The 19,927-nt window shown below is 36.5% G+C and carries 13 protein-coding genes; 10 read left to right on the plus strand and 3 right to left on the minus strand.

Annotated features, from left to right (window positions below; genetic code table 11):
• Window positions 1-3 precede the first annotated feature (3 nt).
• The 10 genes from M0R38_06265 to M0R38_06310 all read left to right on the plus strand — a co-directional run bounded on the left by M0R38_06265 (window position 4) and on the right by M0R38_06310 (window position 17,101).
• Window positions 4-2,187 carry a glutamine synthetase III gene (locus M0R38_06265; protein ID MCK9481347.1) on the plus strand — a complete coding sequence of 728 codons (2,184 nt, stop codon included), beginning with the start codon at window positions 4-6 and terminating at the stop codon, window positions 2,185-2,187.
• A gap of 3 nt (window positions 2,188-2,190) precedes the next feature.
• The gene (msrA, locus tag M0R38_06270) at window positions 2,191-2,727 is read left to right on the plus strand and encodes a peptide-methionine (S)-S-oxide reductase MsrA (GenBank protein ID MCK9481348.1); all 537 of its coding nucleotides are present in this window, start codon (window positions 2,191-2,193) and stop codon (window positions 2,725-2,727) included.
• A 116-nt stretch (window positions 2,728-2,843) separates the two neighbouring features.
• Window positions 2,844-3,449: a recombination mediator RecR gene (recR, locus tag M0R38_06275; protein ID MCK9481349.1), complete on the plus strand. Its 606-nt coding sequence runs from the start codon at window positions 2,844-2,846 to the stop codon at window positions 3,447-3,449.
• A gap of 8 nt (window positions 3,450-3,457) precedes the next feature.
• Window positions 3,458-5,383, plus strand: a complete 1,926-nt coding sequence (locus M0R38_06280; protein ID MCK9481350.1) for a glycosyltransferase family 2 protein — start codon at window positions 3,458-3,460, stop codon at window positions 5,381-5,383.
• Between the two features lie 123 nt (window positions 5,384-5,506).
• Complete coding sequence (locus tag M0R38_06285) at window positions 5,507-9,313, plus strand: PKD domain-containing protein (GenBank protein MCK9481351.1); 3,807 nt, start codon at window positions 5,507-5,509, stop codon at window positions 9,311-9,313.
• 158 nt (window positions 9,314-9,471) lie between these two features.
• The gene (locus M0R38_06290) at window positions 9,472-12,459 is read left to right on the plus strand and encodes a PKD domain-containing protein (GenBank protein ID MCK9481352.1); all 2,988 of its coding nucleotides are present in this window, start codon (window positions 9,472-9,474) and stop codon (window positions 12,457-12,459) included.
• An 82-nt stretch (window positions 12,460-12,541) separates the two neighbouring features.
• The gene (locus M0R38_06295) at window positions 12,542-13,012 is read left to right on the plus strand and encodes a hypothetical protein (protein ID MCK9481353.1); all 471 of its coding nucleotides are present in this window, start codon (window positions 12,542-12,544) and stop codon (window positions 13,010-13,012) included.
• Between the two features lie 125 nt (window positions 13,013-13,137).
• Window positions 13,138-13,512 carry a cation transporter gene (locus tag M0R38_06300; GenBank protein ID MCK9481354.1) on the plus strand — a complete coding sequence of 125 codons (375 nt, stop codon included), beginning with the start codon at window positions 13,138-13,140 and terminating at the stop codon, window positions 13,510-13,512.
• Entirely contained in the window at window positions 13,500-15,773 is a 2,274-nt protein-coding gene (locus tag M0R38_06305) for a TonB-dependent receptor (GenBank protein MCK9481355.1), read from the plus strand. Before M0R38_06300 ends, M0R38_06305 begins: the two co-directional genes overlap by 13 nt.
• Before the next feature lie 140 nt (window positions 15,774-15,913).
• The gene (locus M0R38_06310; protein ID MCK9481356.1) at window positions 15,914-17,101 is read left to right on the plus strand and encodes an FtsW/RodA/SpoVE family cell cycle protein; all 1,188 of its coding nucleotides are present in this window, start codon (window positions 15,914-15,916) and stop codon (window positions 17,099-17,101) included.
• Here the strand turns inward: M0R38_06310 and purS are convergent.
• From purS to M0R38_06325, 3 genes are read right to left on the minus strand one after another with little or no spacing between them, the layout of a single operon-like run.
• A complete protein-coding gene (purS, locus tag M0R38_06315; protein MCK9481357.1) occupies window positions 17,098-17,352 on the minus strand; it encodes a phosphoribosylformylglycinamidine synthase subunit PurS in 255 nt (84 codons plus the stop codon). The genes M0R38_06310 and purS overlap by 4 nt on opposite strands.
• Before the next feature lie 7 nt (window positions 17,353-17,359).
• A complete protein-coding gene (gene pssA, locus M0R38_06320; protein ID MCK9481358.1) occupies window positions 17,360-18,052 on the minus strand; it encodes a CDP-diacylglycerol--serine O-phosphatidyltransferase in 693 nt (230 codons plus the stop codon).
• Window positions 18,052-19,926, minus strand: a complete 1,875-nt coding sequence (locus M0R38_06325) for a hypothetical protein (protein MCK9481359.1) — start codon at window positions 19,924-19,926, stop codon at window positions 18,052-18,054. Before M0R38_06325 ends, pssA begins: the two co-directional genes overlap by 1 nt.
• Between the last annotated feature and the right edge of the window lies 1 nt (window position 19,927).

Raw genomic sequence — 19,927 nt, forward strand, 5'->3', positions numbered from 1 at the left:
TATATGGCAAAAACAAAATCTACACCCAGTCATTCTTCCGACCCGAAAACCAACACCCAGAACATAAATTTCAATCAGATTTCTTCATATTTTGGGATGAATGTTTTTGCCGGAAAGAATGCAAAAAAATATCTCTCAGCAACCGTAATCAAAGAACTTGAAAGAATAGCCAGAAGTGGAGAACATTTGTCGCGTAAAATGGCAGATGAAATTGCCGAAGGAATGAAGAAATGGGCGTTAAGCCGAGGTGTAACTCATTATACACATTGGTTTCACCCTCTTAGAGGTACTACAGCAGAAAAGCATGATGCCTTCTTTGAACCTACAGGCATAGATTCCGGAATTGAAGTGTTTTCCGGTAAATCTTTGGTACAACAAGAACCGGATGCTTCGAGTTTCCCTAATGGAGGAATGCGTAATACCTTTGAGGCTCGCGGATATTCTGCTTGGGATCCATCATCACCCGCATTTATTATTGAAAAAGCCTCCGGTAAAACGCTCTGTATTCCTACTGTCTTTGTTTCTTACACCGGACAGGCATTGGATTACAAAACCCCATTGTTGCGTTCAGCTAAATTTGTACAAGATACCGCAACTCAAGTATGTGCTTTGTTTGATAAAAAAGTGAAACATACCAATGTTTCATTGGGTATTGAACAAGAGTATTTTGTGGTGGATTATAAACTTTATCGCCAAAGACAAGACCTCATGTTAGCCGGTAGAACTTTGCTGGGACACGCTCCGGCTAAAGGACAGCAACTTGAAGATCATTATTTTGGCAGTATTCCTGAAAGAGTTTTTGAATTTATGACCGCTTTAGAGAAAGAAGCTCTTAAACTTGGTATTCCACTTAAAACACGACATAATGAAGTTGCACCCTGCCAATATGAGTGTGCTCCAATGTTTGAAACGATTAACCTTGCCATAGACCATAATTCATTATTGATGGATTTGATGGAATCGATTAGCGAGAAATTTAATTTAAAGGTACTATTACACGAAAAACCTTTTAAAGGGGTAAATGGCAGTGGGAAGCACAATAATTGGTCGTTAATAACAGATACAGGAGTTAATTTATTCTCACCGGGTACTACTCCCATTGAGAACTTACAATTTCTGACTTTCTTTATTAATACAATCAAGGCAGTTCATGACCACGGTGCGTTGCTTAGGGCAAGCATAGGTACTGCCAGCAATGACCACCGATTGGGTGCCAATGAAGCTCCTCCGGCTATTATGTCAGTTTTTATTGGTAGTTTCTTGAGCAAAGTGTTGGATGATTTTGAAAAAGAAAAATCGAACAAATCCAAAGGAGGTGCAGGTGAAAAAACACTGAATATTCCACATATTCCACCAATCTTACAAGATAATACTGACCGTAATAGAACTTCTCCTTTTGCTTTTACAGGAAACAAATTTGAACTACGTGCAGTTGGTTCTTCTGATAACTGCGCTTCATCTATGGTTGTTCTTAATACGATTGTTGGAAATCAATTGAAAGAGTTTTTAAAAGATGTAGCTACTCTTCAAAAGAAAGGAGCATCTAAGGAAAAAGCTATTCAGAGTGTTTTGAGAGGTTATATTGTCAAATCATCTAAAGTAATTTTTGAAGGAAACGGTTATAGTGACGAATGGGCAAAGGAGGCTAAAAAGAGAGGTTTGCAGAATATTAAAACTACGCCACATGCGCTATCTACATATTTGGAACCTAAATCTAAAAAAGTATTTATTGATAATGGAATATTGACCGAAGAAGAGATTGAAGCAAGAACAGATATCCGATATGAGAGCTATTCGCTCAAATTGCAAATTGAGGGTAGGGTACTTGCAGATATGGTTAAAACAAATATTATTCCTCCTGCAATCGAATTTCATTCGCGCGTACTTGCAAATCTTAAATTACAAAAAGATATGGGTGTTAAACCCGAATTGTATGCTGCTACAGAAGAGTTGGCTGGCAAAATTGGCTTTTATATTCAACAAGTGCAGCATTATACAAAATTGATGGTGGACGAGCGCAAAAAAGCAAATTTAATTGATTCACATGCTGAAAAAGCATTGGCTTATTGCGAAAAAGTATTGCCACTGTTTGATGATATTCGTTATCAGGCTGATAAGTTAGAAAGACTTACAGATGATGTAATGTGGCAAATACCAAAATACCGAGAACTATTGTTTATCAAATAACCGATGAGTCCGGATACAATAGTGCTTGGCGGAGGATGTTTTTGGTGTACAGAATCAGTGTTTACACAAATCAGAGGAGTGCATAAAGTTGAATCCGGTTATTCCGGAGGTCATCTCAAAAATCCGACTTACAAAGAGGTGTGTACCGGTATGACCGGTCATGTTGAAGTAATCAAAGTGCATTTTGATTCTTCTGTGGTTTCATTAGCAACACTGTTAAAGATTTTTTTTACTACGCATGACCCGACAACAATCAATCGTCAGGGCAATGATATTGGCACGCAATACAGAAGTGTGATTTTTTTTGAAAATGATTATCAGCAACAAATTGCAGAACAAGTTGTAGCAGAGATGACTCAACAACAGATTTTTGATTCACCCATTGTAACAGAAATTTCGCCTTTGATTAATTTTTTCAGTTCCGAACAATACCATCATAACTATTTTGCTAATAATCCCCATGAGCCTTACTGTGAGGCAGTTATTAGTCCCAAAGTGGCAAAATTCAGAGCGCACTATAAGGACCTGTTAAAAGGGTGATTTTGTTGTTTTCCATTATTTGGAATATCGCATTGAGTTCATGTCAATATGTTGCTATGTCCCTGCCGAAACAATCAAAAAAAGTATAGCTTTGCAAGGCGTTGTTTTGAATTAGCATGGCATACTCTTCTAAGACGATTGAACAAGCAGTAGAATATTTATCAAAGTTTCCCGGAGTGGGTAGCAAAAGCGCTCTGAGAATGGTGTTGTATCTTGCAAAACGTCCTGAACACGAGGTGCTTAGAATGGCAGATGCACTCAAAGCCATAAAAACTAAATTGCAACTATGTACAGAATGTGGCAACCTTTCTGATACGCCCATTTGTTCCATTTGTGCTTCGCCTCTGAGAGATAAGCAATTGTTGTGTGTGGTGGAAGACTTTAAGGATGTCTTAGCAGTTGAAAATACTGCACAGTACAAAGGACTTTATCATGTATTAGGGGGATTGATTTCTCCGATAGAAGGTATTGGTCCGGACGAATTGAATGTTTCAAAACTTTTTGAACGCATTCAGTCTAATCAGGTAGGTGAAGTGGTGTTTGCATTGAGTGCCAATATGGATGGAGATACGACTACCTACTATTTAAGTAAAAAACTCAAGGAGATGGGTGTAAAAGTGAGTGCAATCTCTCGCGGTATCTCCGTTGGTTCTGATTTGGAATTTACTGATGAAATTACACTTGGACGGTCAATAATAAATAGAGTTCCTTACGAAATTTAAAGGTATTGATGCTTGACCTGAGTGTAATCATAGTGAGTTATAATGTGCGCAGATTCCTTGAACAGACAATTCTTTCTGTACAGCGCGCATGCAATGATTTACAAGTAGAAATTATCGTGGTGGATAATGCATCATATGACGATAGTTGTCTTACAATTCGAAATAAATACCCACAGGTTAAACTCATTGAAAATACTGACAATGTCGGTTTTTCAAGAGCAAATAATCAAGGCATTAAGATTAGTCAGGGGAAATATGTGTTATTGCTCAATCCGGATACCGTGCTTGCAGAAGATACACTCAGCCAATGTTTTCACTTTATGGAAAACACTGCCGATTGTGGGGCTTTAGGTGTCAGAATGGTGGATGGTGGCGGGGTATTTTTACCCGAAAGTAAAAGAGGATTACCTACTCCAACAGCTTCTTTCTATAAAATTTTCGGACTGGCGTCTTTATTTCCAAAGTCAGAAAAATTTGGTTCCTACCATCTCAAGTATTTGGATGAGTTTCAGGTTAATCAAGTAGATGTACTCTCCGGTGCATTTATGTTTCTCAGAAAAGAAGCTTTGGATAAGTCTGGCTTGTTGGATGAAACTTTCTTTATGTATGGAGAAGATATTGACTTAAGTTATAGGATAACATTGGCAGGCTATAAGAATTATTATTTCCCTGAAACTACCATTATTCACTATAAGGGAGAAAGTACAAAGAAAAACAGCCTTAACTATGTCAAAGTGTTTTATCAAGCAATGATCATTTTTGCAGAAAAACATTTCGGAGTCAAATCAGGTAAACTCTTTGGGCAATTAATCTATGTTGCGGTCTATTTGCGGGCTTTTGCTGCGCTACTAAAGCGAGTTGTTGTCAAAGGATTGCCGCTCTTTGCTGAGTTTGTTCTTTTATATTTATCCTATTTAAGTATTACCAGATATTGGGAAGAATATAACAAATGGGTAGCCGGTGGTGCATATCCGCAGGAGTATTTTATTTATCACCTTACTTGCTATGTTTTTATCTTAATTTTAGGATTGTTGCTGGGAGGAGCTTATAAAAAATATTTTTCGGGTAATAGTCTTTGGAAGGGTATTTTTATAGGTACATCTTTATTGGTAATTTGTTACGCCTTTTTGCCGGAGACGCTTAGGTATTCGCGTGCTATTTTGCTCTTAGGGGCATTTATTGGGTTGAGCATATTGACTGTCTATCGCTCCGTTCTGAATTTTGTTGTCAATCGTTCGTTTTCATTAGGAAACAATAAGATGAGCGGTATTTTGATTGTGGGAGAACCTGATCAAGTTGTTCAAGTTACGAATATTCTTCAGTCTTATTCTTTGGGCAGAAATGTGTTAGGAGTATATTCACCTTCAAAAGAAGGAGGATTAGATAAGTTAGATAGCTATATCGACTTTTATAAAGTAGAGGAAGTGATTATGAGTAATGCTCATATTTCAAACAAACATATCATTGCATTACTTTCTAAAAAATATTCAAGAAAAATTGACTTTAAAATTTTGCCTGAGCATACTCATTTTATCATTGGAAGTACACATAAGAACAAGTCAGGGAGCTATTATACAGAAGAGATTCAGTTTGCTCTTGGTAATCAGAATGTGCTTCGAAATAAACGCATTTTTGATGTTGTAGTTGCAATAATGTTGATACCTATTTTGCCTTTTACAAAAAGAATTGGACAAGAAAAATGGAAACAGTTATGGTCTGTATTCAAAGGTGAAAAGACATGGGTTGGTTATAATTTAGAAGGAAACTTAGCAACGCTGCCTCAGCTGAAATCCTGTGTTTTTCAACTTAAAGACAGTCTGTTGGATAAAAAATCCGTTTCTCATGAATTTTTGGAGCAATCAAATGTGTTTTATGCTCGGAATTATCATTGGAAACAGGATTTGGATATCATAGGTAAAGTTCTTTTCTTTTAGTTTTATCGCCTTGATAAGCAAGTTGCTCGTTATGTAAAATTGAAAAAAACATCATTTACTTTGTCTCTATATTTATTTTTTGTAATTTAGCAGTCGTTTCCATGTACAACTAAAAATAATATTATGAAAAGATTAATTACACTCATTTTGATTTCTCTCATAAGTGTTGTGGGCATCCACGCTCAACAAGTAACTTTGTTATCAGAGAATTTTTCAACCGCCAGTGACACCTTTCCTCCATCTGGATGGAAGAATGTTCAGTATTATACTTCAAGTGCAATCACTGATTACTGGCACTTTGACAACCCTGGTTCCCGAAGTCCCAGTGGAGGCATCACCGGTAAGTTTGCTGTGTATGATAGTGATAATTATTCTAATAACGGAGCGTTAGAGGATATCGGGCTTGAATCTCCGGTGTTTTCTACTATTGGTTATGATTCTCTCTATATTAGTTTTGATTTTGCAACTGAGCCTTCATTGACTAACAGAACCTCAATATTTATTGATGTTTATGATGGAGAGCTTTGGCAAAATGCTCATACCTATATTGATACTGCAACATCAGGGAAGCGAGATACTTTTAATATTTCATCAATAGGAAGAAATGATTGTTATACCAAGATTAGAATACGTTATTATTGTCAAAGCGGTGGTTGGTTTGCAATTGATAATATTGTTGTTTACTCACCTCAACCTGCTGTGGCAACAAATGTGCAATTGGTATCAATGACAAGACCTGTAATGACCGATTGTGCTGACCTATTCGCACAACTCAATATTAGATTAAAGAATGCAGGTACCTCTCCGGTATCCAATATTCCACTCTATGCAAGTATTTATGATGGTAATTACACTCAAAATTATTCCTACACCCTGACATCTTCTTTGTCTTTGTGTGCTGATACTGTAATTGTCATGCCGGATACCATTAAAGTAAATTATGATTCAACTTTTACATTTACCATTTATTCTGCTTTGGCCGGAGATAATGTAAAATTCGATTCAGACACAATCAAAGTAATTGATTTTAAAAATATTCCATTGCCTTTGTATTATACTGATTTAGACACCTCCATTTGCGGACACTTTGTTATGATTGACTCATTACCAATCTCAATAGAACAGACTGCAAAATGGTACAAAAATATTGCGGATACTATACCTGTTTTTATTGGGTCAAAAATTAATCTCGGTTTGTTGGATAAGGACTCTACACTATTTGTTGAAATTGGATTTAAACAAGATTTCTCTTACCCAAGCAATAGTGCCTCTCCCATGCCAGGGAGTGTAGCATTTGCCCCACCCACCATCTCCGGTAGTTTCCTTGATATAACTGCTAAAACAGATATTATTGTTGATTCGTTAGAAGTAATCGTCAGGAAAGATTGTATGTGGAACTATGAAATATACATTACCAAGGGTTCGTACGTTCCTCAAATCAATAATTTTGGAGCTTGGACAGCTGCTTATAAAGGTAAAGACTCTATTTATACTTCACGGAGAAATAAGATTTATGTAGGTGGAGTTAAAATCAGAAAGGGAGAAACAATAGGTTTTCATATATTTGACGGAGGTGATTCAGCGGTCGGAACCTCTGGTGGTGTAGGTTTGTCTGTGGGAGGAGGAACGCCAATCATGTATAATAACTCTCATATTAAAACATACGCAAGTCATTACGTACAACAGTCTGCCGGTAGTCCTGGTTCTATTGTTCAAACATTAGCAGCTTATGGATATCACACTAATGTATATTACAGAATTGAATGTGATGGTAGTTACAGTAAAAGAATTTATAGAAAACCTGTTGATTTGCCTAATACTAAAATACAATCTGTAGCTCCGTTTGACGGCAAAGCCGGTCTTCACAAGGATACCATTATGACTCGTAAGCCTGTGATTTATGAGTTAGCACCACCTTATGGATATACAAATAGTGATTTTGGCACAAAATGGATTGTAACTTCAATGGATTTTGAAACTGTGAATGGTACTCCTGTTCCTGTCTCTCATTATACAACAATCAACAATCCGCCTTCTCCCGGTAATAATCTCAGATTGATTTATACGCCTGCAGAAAGTTGGTCAGATTCATTGCTTAACTTGAGAGCTGTGATTCAAAATATTGATGTTTATCCTTATTGTGATACAATAATAAACAGACAGATTTTAGTAACACCCAGACCCGTCATTGATTTTTCGGTAAATTTGGCTTGTCAAAACAACCAGACTCAATTTAATAATTCTTCCACTATTTCATCAGGTAATATGAATTTTAATTGGGACTTTGGCAATGGAGAAAGCTCAATTTTGACCAGTCCCTTTGTGGTTTATAAAACGAATGGTAGTTTTAATGTGAAGTTAACAATTACAACCAAATACAACCTCAAGGTAGATACTACAATTACCATCAATATTAAAGAATCTCCGACTGTACAGTTTACAACTGACAACAATGTTTGTGCAGGACAGAACATTGCTACTAAAAATACTTCTTCTTATAGTGCGGGTTCATTTACCTATTTATGGAAATATGGTGATGGTAGAACAAACAGCACTAAAGAGCCGACAATTCAATATACTAAAGGTGGCGTGTATCCTTTGAGGTTAATTGTGTATGGTGATAATGGTTGTACGGATTCTTTGACCCAACCTGTTAATATTTATTATCATCCAAAAGCAGATTTTGAAGAAACATCAGGTACTTTGTGCCAAGGAACCTTTATTAATTTTGACAATAAAACCGTATTAGACTCAGGTAGCTATTTTTCAAATTGGAAATTTGGTAATGCCGGTACTTCAACTACCAAAAGCCCGCAATTCCAATTTGCAAATGGAGGAACATACAATATTCAACTGTTGGTTTATACTTCTTTTGGATGTAAAGACTCATTTAACAAAAACATCACTATCTATGAAGCAGCAACAGCTGACTTTACTATACAAGGAGAATGTACCGAAAAGCCTATTAAGTTGATTAACAACTCAGTCGTTCCTAATGGTGCAAGTGCAACCTATGAATGGGATTTGAATTTTGAAGGACAATCTACTGATCAAGATGCATCCAAAGTTTTTACAACTGCCGGAATGAAAACATTTATGTTGACAGTAACTACAGATAAAGGGTGTATCAGTTCTGTTTCAAAAAGCAAGATGGTTGGACAAACAGCTAAAGCAGACTTTACTTCAGCAGCAAAAGGCTGTGCTGGTGCTATGGTTACTTTCAACAATAATACTGCCATTGTGCCCGGTACACTTGCGTATAAGTGGAACTTTGGTGATGGAGATACTTCTATTACCAAAAATGCAAATCACACCTATTCTAATACAACCGGACAACAATTTAATGTTAGTATGATTACCAAAGTGAATGGAAATTGCCCCGATACCATGACTAAGCAGATTTATATTGGAGAACAAGCAATTTGTAATTTTACTATAAATGATGATTACCTGCCAGGTCATAGAACTTACAAGTTTGTACCTGTTCGTAATGATTATGTTACATATACTTGGAATTTTGGTGATGGACAAACATCTACAGAGGTAACACCGGTTCACCAATATACTTCAGATGGTAATTATATGGTTGAATTACATGCAGTAAATGCGGATGATTGCGAATGTGTATTGACTCAAAATAAGACGGTTGTTAATTCCGGTGTGAACCAGCTGGGCTTTGATGCTCTCATTAAATCATATCCTAATCCCGCCTCTACCAAACTTTATATAGAGTATAAAGTCACGGTTGGAATTAATGCAATGTATATTGTGGATTATACCGGCAAACGAGTACAACAAGTAATATTAGAGGGTAATCATATCAATGGAGACCTGTCAATTGATGTATCAAATTTTGCAAATGGCATCTACTTTATCAAAGCTGAAACTGAGAATGGAAATATTATCTCAAGGTTCGTAATCAGTAAGTAAAAAAGCATTTTTTTACTTTATATAGAAAAAAGGGAGCAGTTCATTGCTCCCTTTTTTATGCTCAAAGGTTTATCTGTTCATACTTTACGATGTGCGCATGATAATTTGGATTTAATAGATAAATGTTTTTACTATGTGTAGAATAAAAAATTGATATTATGAAAAGACATTACTCAAAAAAGCAGATTTTCACTTTGCACCCATTGAAAATAGGATTGTTCATGTTGTTATTGAACGTTAGTTTGACAGTGAGTGCACAAGAAGAAGTGCAAAACAAGGCAGTAGCAACTTGTAGCAATCCTTGGCAGTGGAATCAAATCAACGACATGCTAAAAGGTCCTTCATGTGGAGGGCAAACAGCTTTTGTTTGGACATCAGGTCCTCCAGACCCATTAAACGATTGGATGATGTGGGAGTGGAGTGAAGAGATGTCGTTAGATAGTCTATATATCTGGCATGCACAGACTACGGGCAGGTTCTTAACAGGAGGCACTATACAAGGCTGGGACGGTTCAGCATGGTATGATTTCTACACTTTCTCTAATCTGAGTCAGTCAAATTGCGAGAATGGAGTCAAATTTCCTTCTCCTTTGATTACAAAGAAAATGAGAATTTATAAACTAAAAACAGGAACAGGGCAGAATTCAAACCCAAACTTCAGGGAGATTGAAATATGGACTTTCCCAGGTAGTATGGAGTTCACGCTGTCCGGTGATTTTAATGGAGGTAATTATTTTATTTGTGAAGGAGAAAAAGTGCCGCTCAAAGTTAAATTGTCTGCATCTTCAAACAAGAGCTTTAAATTTCCAAATCCCCGCCTAGGGTTTCAATTGAATAATGGGAAGATATTTTACAAATCAATCCCTGAAATTGAACCTAATGTAACAGAGGACTTTGCTTTTTCTGATTTAGTTGATTTGACAAATGCTCCAAAGCAATCAATACTCAAGGTGTTTGTGTCGAACTCATACCTAGATAGCAGTCAGCTTGATGATACTTTGACTTTCCTGCTCACAGTTACAAGAGGAAGCTCTGGTGCCAATTTTATTCCGGAAGTCTCTACCTTTAGGGGAACTCCAAAATTAGGGTATGAATATGAACCTGATATAATTACAACCGGACAAAGTTATCGTTATACTATTACACCTCCTACGGGTCTTTTAAATACATCCTATGGAATTACATGGACATCTTCGTTTAAAGCAACCATAGATGGAGAAGTTTTCCCTGCTTCAAATCTGATATATCAACCGCCTCAAGGAAGCCAAGATGCGTATGTGATTATCAAAATAAATAATCATGATAATGAAGTGGATAAAGTAGTAAAATTAGAGTATGTTGTCAAGGATTTGGTGGGAAATCAATGTGATACTACCACAATGAGATATGCAATTGTGTATTCAAGTCCTCAAGTCTCTTTTGAGTCGGAGATTGCATGTAGCTCAGATGAAATACAATTCTTTAATAATTCTTACATAGTACATGGCGAGGTTGATTATAGTTGGGATTTTGGAGATGGAACAACATCGGATCAATTTTATCCCTCACATCAATTCCTAAACTCAGGACAATATACAGTTGTACTCATTGGTACTTCTAATAATGGCTTTGCAGATACATTTTCCAAGGTTATAACATTGTTGCATAGCCCAACACCTGACTTTACTTTTACTAACTCATGTGGTAGTATCCCTTTCCAATTAAGCGGAACAGCAGATGTTCCCGTAAGTTACAGTTGGAACTTTGGTAATGGAGATACTGCAAGTGGTCAAAACATGATGTATGCATATCAACAACCCGGTTTGTATGATATTACATTAACAGTAATGACACCGGATGGATGTGAAAGTGCAATCACCAAATCCGCCTATTCATATCCTGCGCCAATCGCTGATTTTGAATTGCCAATCAATATTTGTGCAGGTCAAAGTTTAAACATTGTAAATACTACTTCAATCCCATTTTCAAACTGGGGTAGTGAATGGCATATTGGCAATCAAGGGGTGAGGTCATTTGATAAGAATCCTGACATTATTTTTGATGAGTTTGGAACTCAAACAGTGCGTTTGAAAGTTACTAGTCAATTTGGTTGTGTTGATTCTATATCCAAGTCAATCAATGTACAAGCTGCACCAATAATCAATATTACAAGTACTGATGTTTGTAGCAAAGGTCCCGTTATCTTTAATAGTAATATCAATGTGCCAAACAATGTCGTAGCTTCCTATATTTGGAAAATTGATGGTGTGCTTTATGCAGATGCTCAACCAACGGTTGATTTTGGAAGTGTTTCAGGTACGAAAGCTGTGAATGTGGATATTAAATATGATAATGGATGCATGAATAATGCTGCTACACAAATTATAACCGGATACAGACCCAATGTTGACTTTTCTATCGCAGATGTAAATTGTGCAAACACACCAATAAGCTTGTCAAATAATACAACTATTGAGTATGGGAATGCCCATTATCAATGGATTATGGGGGATGGTATGGAATATAATGAACAAATTACGCCAAATCATACATATACAAATAATACTCCTACTGATTATACTATTACTTTGATTGCAACTTCTGAGGGAGGTGCTTGTCCTGACAGTATTTCTAAAAATATCCGAGTTGGTATTATACCGGTGTGCGATTTTTCTATTCATTCAAATTGGGATAAGGGACAGGGATGGTTCTCTTTGACTCCAACATCCATCACTGAAGGTGAATATAAGTGGTATTTTGGAGATGGTTCTGTGTCAACGGAACAGTATCCAACACATCAAAATGCACAAGATGGTAATTATGCCATTAAATTGATTGTTACAACTCCCGAAGGGTGTAACTGTACTAAGACTATGCAGTATTATGCAAATTCTTTAGGATTGTCGCAAATCAATGCAGATGCGGATGTTGTTTCATATCCAAATCCAAGTACAGGGGTTGTATATATTGAAAACCTCAGCAATTCTCCAATTTTAAATATTGTTGTTACAAATACCCTGGGTGCAACAGTATATAACAATGCAGTTTCTACTCTTAACAAGAATCTTACATTGGATTTAAGCTATATGGCAAATGGCATGTATTTGATAACAATGTCAACTGAAAATGGGAATACATATACACATAAAGTGATGATTGCTAAGTAAATTTCATCTTTTTATAGAAATCAGAGAAGCCTCATACGAATGGGGCTTTTTTTGTTTAAATTGTAGTACCTTTGTAATCGTGTTGAGAAAGCTATTTGCAATTTTGCTTATTTTCCTAACCATTGGTAGTGCCCAAGGAGTTACTCTTTTTGTGCACTATTGTAATGGCGAGGCTTCAGCGATCTCTTTATTTAACACAGATAAAGACCCTTGTGCTACCAAAGAGGAAGATAAATGCTGTGAAAAACAGATTGAAGTGGAAGACTGCTGTATTAACAAACATTCTAAAACTGATGCACATCAGGTTTGTAAGATAGCTCACGAAGATTGTTGCAATACTCAGATAATTCAAAAGAATGGAAAAGAAATCTTGTCTTATAGACCTGCTATTAAATTACAGCCTATAAGTATTGGGTTAATCTCAATCTTGTCTTTTGACTTTTTACACACGCTTACCAGCAATAATTTACTTGGTGATATTAATACACATGCCCCGCCAATTATCAAAAGTGGTTGGGATATCTGCGTGCTGATTAGTACTTTTATTATTTGATTATTAATTTCTGATTCACTTGCTTAGTTCATAAGCAAAAGGAAGTACAAGATTTTACATTTTTCTCTTGTTCAGTCTGAATCTGGCAAAAATGAATTTCAATTTTTTAATTAATTAATAATCAAATGAAAACACAATTTAATCATATCATATGGTTGCTAGCAGGAGTACTATTACTGACGTTCTCAACTTCTGCAATGACAAACCCTCAAAAAAAGAAAATGCAAACCGAGTCATTTCAAGTGAACGGATGTTGCGGAGATTGCAAAGAAAGAATCGAAGATGCACTTGATATTAAAGGGATTCGTTATGCACATTGGAACAAAGAAACGCATATATTGACGGTTACTTTTAATGTCAATATAATAACGCTTGACGAAATTCACAATAAAATAGCTGCAGTTGGTCATGACACTGACTTAGTTAAAGCATCAGATTCTGCTTATAATGCTCTTCCGGATTGTTGTCAATATCGAGGAGGTAAGAAATGTCATCATTAAAAGGAATCTGTTTTTTATTGACCACCTTCTTTTTTGGCTATGTAAATGGGCAAGAACTTAAGGGTGTTGTGAGAAGCAAATCGGAACCATTGGAAGGAGCGTATGTGTATTGGAAGAATTTTGTACTTCAAAATACAAAGTCAGATTCAATGGGGATGTTCACAATTCCCAAGATTCAAGAAGATGATACATTGTTTGTATCAATGGTAGGGTTTGAGCCTGTTGCGATTGTTATAGCAAAAGATCAAACCTTTGTAGATGTGGTTTTGGAGTCTTCGACAGTGCTCGGAAGTGTTAATATTGGTGAGACACGAGCTGCTAAAACATTGGATAAAAGAAATATCAGACAAATCACACGGTTTTCGGACAGGGAATTTACCAAAGCAGCATGTTGTAATCTTTCAGAGAGTTTTGAAACAATTTCTGCTGTAGATGTTACCACTTCAGATGCAGTTACAGGAATGCGTCAAATCCAAATGATGGGTTTTTCGGGGATTTATATTCAAACGCAAATAGACAACATGCCTTTTGCCAGTGGATTAATTGCATCAAGCGGACTAACCTATATACCCGGAATCTTTGTTAAGAGTATGCAATTAGCTAAAGGTGTTGGTTCAGTTACCAATGGCTATGATGGTATGACCGGCTCGCTGAATATTGAATTGAGAAAGCCTACACATAAGGAAAGAGTCATCGTGAACGGATATTTTAATCCAATGAATCTAAGACCGGAAGGCAATATTGTTTATTCTCAACAGGTTTCAAATAATTGGGCAACAACATTGCTGTTACATGGCTCTGGAACTTATGCCAAAGCAGATATGAACAAGGACGGATTTCAAGATTTCCCTTTACAAAAGAACCTTAATTTCAGTAATAATTGGATGTATATGAAACAAGGCTGGGAAGGAAATATTGGGGTAAGATACATTAACTATGCTCAGAAGTTAGGAGTGAATGACCTTGCAAGAACATCCAATATTGACTGGACAAGTTCATCAAAAAATGAACGTTTTGAAATGGAAGCTATGTTGGGACATATTTTTGAGAAAAAGCATCAACATAAAGATGAACATGCTTCGCAACATGTCGATAACTCTATGGGGTTCAGAGTCAATGCACATTATCATACAATTGAAAATAAGTTTGGAGCAAGAACCTACACTGCGGATGAAAGAACCATGAATCTTAAATGGGTATATCAAGGACTTGCCGGAAGTTCTTTTCATCAATTCATGGTAGGTGCATCTTTCTATGGAAATCAAACCAAAGAGGGGTTTAATGATAATATTTGGAATCTCAAAATGGGGAGAAAAGAATTAGTGCCGGGTGTGTTTTTTGAGTGGACAGAATCTAGTATTAAAAACCTTACCTTAGTTGGTGGCGTGCGCTATGATTATCACAATTTCTTTGGATCTATATTCACTCCAAGATTACATGGTAAATGGAGTATAGATAAAAAGAACGAAATTAGATTTGGAGCAGGCAGAGGACAAAGAACTGCAAATCCTTTTGCAGATTATCAGGGCATATTTAGTTCCGGACGAAGTGTAATATTGCCTGTCAATATCAATAACGGTTATTATGGTTTGCAGCAGGAAGTGTCTTGGAATTCAGGTGTTTCATACTCGCGCTCATTCAAGATGTTTTATAGACCTGCAACTATTGTTGCCGATTATTATTATACTTGGTTTGATGAGCAACTCCAAGTTGACAGAGAGACCGATGCTTCAGAGCTTAGGTTTTATAATATTGCTGCTTTCGGTCTGAAATCATTCTCCCATTCTGCAAGTATAGAGCTGGATTTTTCACCTGCCAAACGTACTGATATAAGGCTGGCATATCGTTTCATTGATTCACGAAGCGGATTTGTAGATTGTGTAACAAGGTTGAATCCTTTGATTTCGCCTCACCGAGCATTTGTGAATTTTGCGTATGAAACACGCAAAGGATGGAGTTATGATGCGACTGTGAATTGGCAAAGTCCGAAAAGGCTGCCTCAAGGTGCGAATCTCCCTAATGAACTGAGCAATTCTCCCACTTATAGCCCTGCTTATACCAGTGTAATGGCACAAATAACTAAGAAGTTCAGCAAGCAATTTGAAGCATATATTGGCGGAGAGAATTTGTTGAATATTGTTCAAAAAGATTTGATACGTCTTGCATCTGATCCCAACAGTCCATATTTTGACCCAACTTTAGTTTGGGGACCATCATTAGGAGCAACTTTCTATGTAGGATTTAGGTATTATGTTTGGTAGCCTTGCTGTCATTGTTTGGCAAACCAAGTTTTGTTTCTGTTTAGACAAGTGGAGTTATTTTGTACACTCATCAAATTTTAGTGTGTAAATACAGTCGAGTGCCCGTGAGTTTTCTGAGTACTTTTGTTCACTCAGAATAAATGGGCAATCTATTTCAACAATATTTTAAAGGAGATCGTTTTGTTTGGCTTGCTGTAATTGTCTTGTCTTTGACAGGGTTAATGGCTGTTTATTCTTCTACCGGCACCCTTGCTTTTGCAAAACAAGGAGGAAAGACTGAATACTATTTGTTTAAACATGGGGGTTTCCTTGTAGTTGGATTTGTTCTCATGTACTTTTTTCATCGGATTGACTTTCGGTATTTTTCACGTGTTGCGCAATGGTTAATTTGGTTGGCAATTATACTGTTGATTGTTACAATTTTTGCAGGGAATGATATCAACGAAGCGAAAAGAACATTGACAATTCCCGGATTAGGGATAAGTTTCCAAACATCTGATTTGGCTCGTTTAGCTTTGGTAATGTACATCGCACGTTATTTGTCAAAAAATCAGGAAAAATTAGATGAATGGAAACCCTTTTTCTGGTTAGTGGGAGTTATTGCTGCTACTTGTTTTTTAATCATGCCTGAAAACCTCTCTACTTCATTGGTGTTGTTTACAACAAGTCTAGTGTTGTTATTCATTGGTAATGTGAGATTAAAACATTTGTTGGTATTGGTGTCTTCTTTTTTGGTTCTCTTATCTATCGGAGCTATTTTCTTGTTGAATGCGCCCGATAGCATGTTGCCAGGGCGTGCTAAGACATGGAAAACCCGGTTGGAAAACTTCGCAGGTGGTGATGAGAAGGATGCTTATCAAACAGTTCAGGCAAAAATAGCAGTTGCTAACGGAGGCATTACAGGCAAAGGACCTGGCGGCAGTATTCAAAAAAACACGTTGCCTCATCCTTATTCAGATTTTATATATGCAATTATTTTAGAAGAATATGGGCTGCTGGGAGGAGCCATTATTGCCAGTCTTTATCTCTTGATATTTATTCGCTCTATAAGGATGGTTGTACGATCACCACGGGCGTTTGGTGCATTGTTGGCAGTCGGATTGAGTTTTACTTTGGTTTTTCAATCACTGATTCACATGGCAGTTGCTGTGGCACTGCTACCTGTAACAGGGTTGACTTTGCCTTTAGTGAGCATGGGAGGTACTTCACTCATCTTTACAAGCTTTGCTTTTGGCATTATATTAAGTGTGAGTCGAACTACGGAAGGTGATGACGAAACTGAAGAGAGCAGCGATTCACAACAAACCAATACGGTTTTACCGTCTTAAGCGGGGATTACCACAATGTGAAAACTCTCCATTATTGGATTTGCCAATAATTCTTTACATGCCTTTTCTGCTGATTTATAGGCTTCGTCTTTGTCGGATGCATTGATTTCAAAGGTGATAAATTTACCTACTCTCACATTGTTGATTTGAGTAAAACCAATGTTTTTTAATCCTGATGTAACTGCTTTGCCCTGTGGATCTAAAAGCTCTTTGTGGGGCATTATTTCTATATTGACGATAAATGAAGCCATGATTCTTTTATTTGGCTGCAAACTTAAATAAAACAGAACAAATCAGATAGTAAAAATATATTGGAGCAAAGGCAGCAAATCCTAATATGATAATTCCAACGATACAAGGGATTACAAAGACAAAAAGTTTGATGTAGAATTGCTTGTCTAATTTTTTGAATTTCAAAGCCAACATTGGCAATTCTGCAACCAGCATAAAAGCACTAAAGATGCTTAAGAAATAGAAAACATTTGGAGCGGAAACAACATCTGCAAAAAGAGGATATTGATTTGTCAAAAACACTAATCCAACCCAAAAGAATGTGTTCATTGGAGTAGGAACTCCGATAAAGGTATCGTGTTGTCGTTCATCAATATTAAATTTTGCAAGCCTCAATGCGGAAAAAAGTGGAATTAATGCTGCAGCAGCAAACATGAGCCAAGAGTCGCTTGCTCCAACATAGTAAGCAAGAAAACCGGGCACAACTCCGAATGTAACCATGTCGGCTAAAGAGTCTAATTGCTTACCAAGTTCTCCGGATACCTTTAATGCCCTTGCAACAAATCCATCAAAGAAGTCTAAAACTCCTGCAAGCATCACAAGCCAACAAGCCCAGATTACGGAATATCCTTTTAAAATGAAGAAAATAGCAATAAATCCGCATGCTAAGTTACCAAGCGTAAATAGATTTGGAATGTGTTTCTTTATTTCTTGAATCATTAGTTAAAAATAAATGCAACTCTAAATGCTCCAAATATACTACTCCATCTTTGATTAGGTCCGTAAATTTTTCTGCCTTTTTCCCTCCATGTAGTTGTTTTTTCGGATTGACCTATATAGCCACCTTCTGCTCCTATTAATATACCTTGAAACAAAAAGACAGATGCGCCCAATGTTGGTGTAAAACAAAATGCTGAACTTCTGTATTTGCTAGATTCTGTAACTACAAAACCTCCAAGTGTTGGTTTCGTGTTGTTTGGATATTCAAAAGTTAAATGTTTTTGGCTATATCCGAGTTTGAGCCCTAGGTCTAACCATAAAAGCCGTTTTTTAAAGAAACTTCGATATATTTTGAAGCTGAGGTTTGTGTTGAACCCGCCAAAACGAACACTTGAGCCTGTGTCAACGTCTCTTTGTTGTACTTGATCTTGTCCAATGTCAACACCCCAACTGGAGCCTTTGTTCTTTCTAAAACGAATTTTTTCAAAATAAATGGAATTAGTAATGATGGGTGTTGTAAAGTCCTTGAATAGTGGATTTGCACCTAATGCTGTGTTTAACTTATTGAGAGAAATACTTGAAATCAATGGTAAGAAGGAATAAGAACGATTGAACCCAAAGGAAGTGTAATATGCATTGTTACTTCTCGGTATTTTTCGAGTGTACACAGGTCCCGAGTCTGTATATGAAACCGGTAACTGAGACTTATTGTCTATGATTACATAATTGTATTTTGCAGGTGCGAAGTCAGTAGAATCAGTGGTTTTGATATCGCTGTTATAATCATAAGCATAAATCTTGTTTTTGGGCGTAATGTCTATCAGGTCATTAATTCTGTCTGAAAGCCTGTCGCGGTAATAAATACCATCTGTGTAAATAATAGCAATTGTCATTACCTTGCCTTTCATTTCTCCATTATTGAGTTCACTGATTCGTGTAGCAATAGGTCGAAAATTATACCAATCGCACTCATTCTCATCTGCATTTTGACCAATATGACATCTGCCAAACTGACCATAGAACTTGTCGTTGGGGTATTTTGCTAATAATTTTTTAAACTCTTGCAACATGTACTGCTCCCTGTAAATGTATTTCTGAATCATTTTTGAGTTGTCATAATGATTCCACACAATGTTGTCTTCTAAACATTGGATAATCTTTGCAAATTCAGTGTAATTACTATCAAGAAATATTTGATAGTCAGCTTTGTGCTGATGAAAATTGACAATGACTGAATCTATACTCTTGTAATATGAATAGTATTCTTTCTTGACAGAGTTCTGGTTGTCAGAAGAGAGTGTAGATAAGTATGCAGACAATGCTTTGATGGATTCTATGTTTACAATGATGTTATCAGGAGGTAGGGATTTGTTGGGAATGAGATAGTTAAGGTAATGGATACATACAGAATAATCACGAGTTACATCAATTCCTGTAATGATTATCTTTTGACTGTCCGGCAACGTTTTATTATAAAAGTAAAGTTGGTTGAAATAGTCGTAATGTGCTATATAAGACGACTTTTTGATAACGTCAAAAATGGCTGTATCGCCAGTCTGTACATAGGTGTTTAGAATCGTACCCCAAGTATAACCTAACTCTAAGATAAGGTGATTTACACCAAAATGCTTGTTGAGGTATTTAGTAAAGACTATCGAAATGTTGTTGTTGCTTTCTATATAGCGGTGATCCTCTCCTGTGAAGAATACGCGTTTATCTTTAAAACTGCTGTCAAAAAACTCAAATCCTTGTGCAATTTTATGAAGGTCATACGATATTTCATGTCCTTCTTCTGCGTATTGTCCATGTATATTTGGAGCAACAAAAGTGAATGTTGCGCTTAGTAACAGACGCAAAATGTTTGATTTAATCATG

The sequence above is a fragment of the Bacteroidia bacterium genome (assembly GCA_023228875.1).
Lineage (GTDB): Bacteria > Bacteroidota > Bacteroidia > NS11-12g > UBA955 > JALOAG01.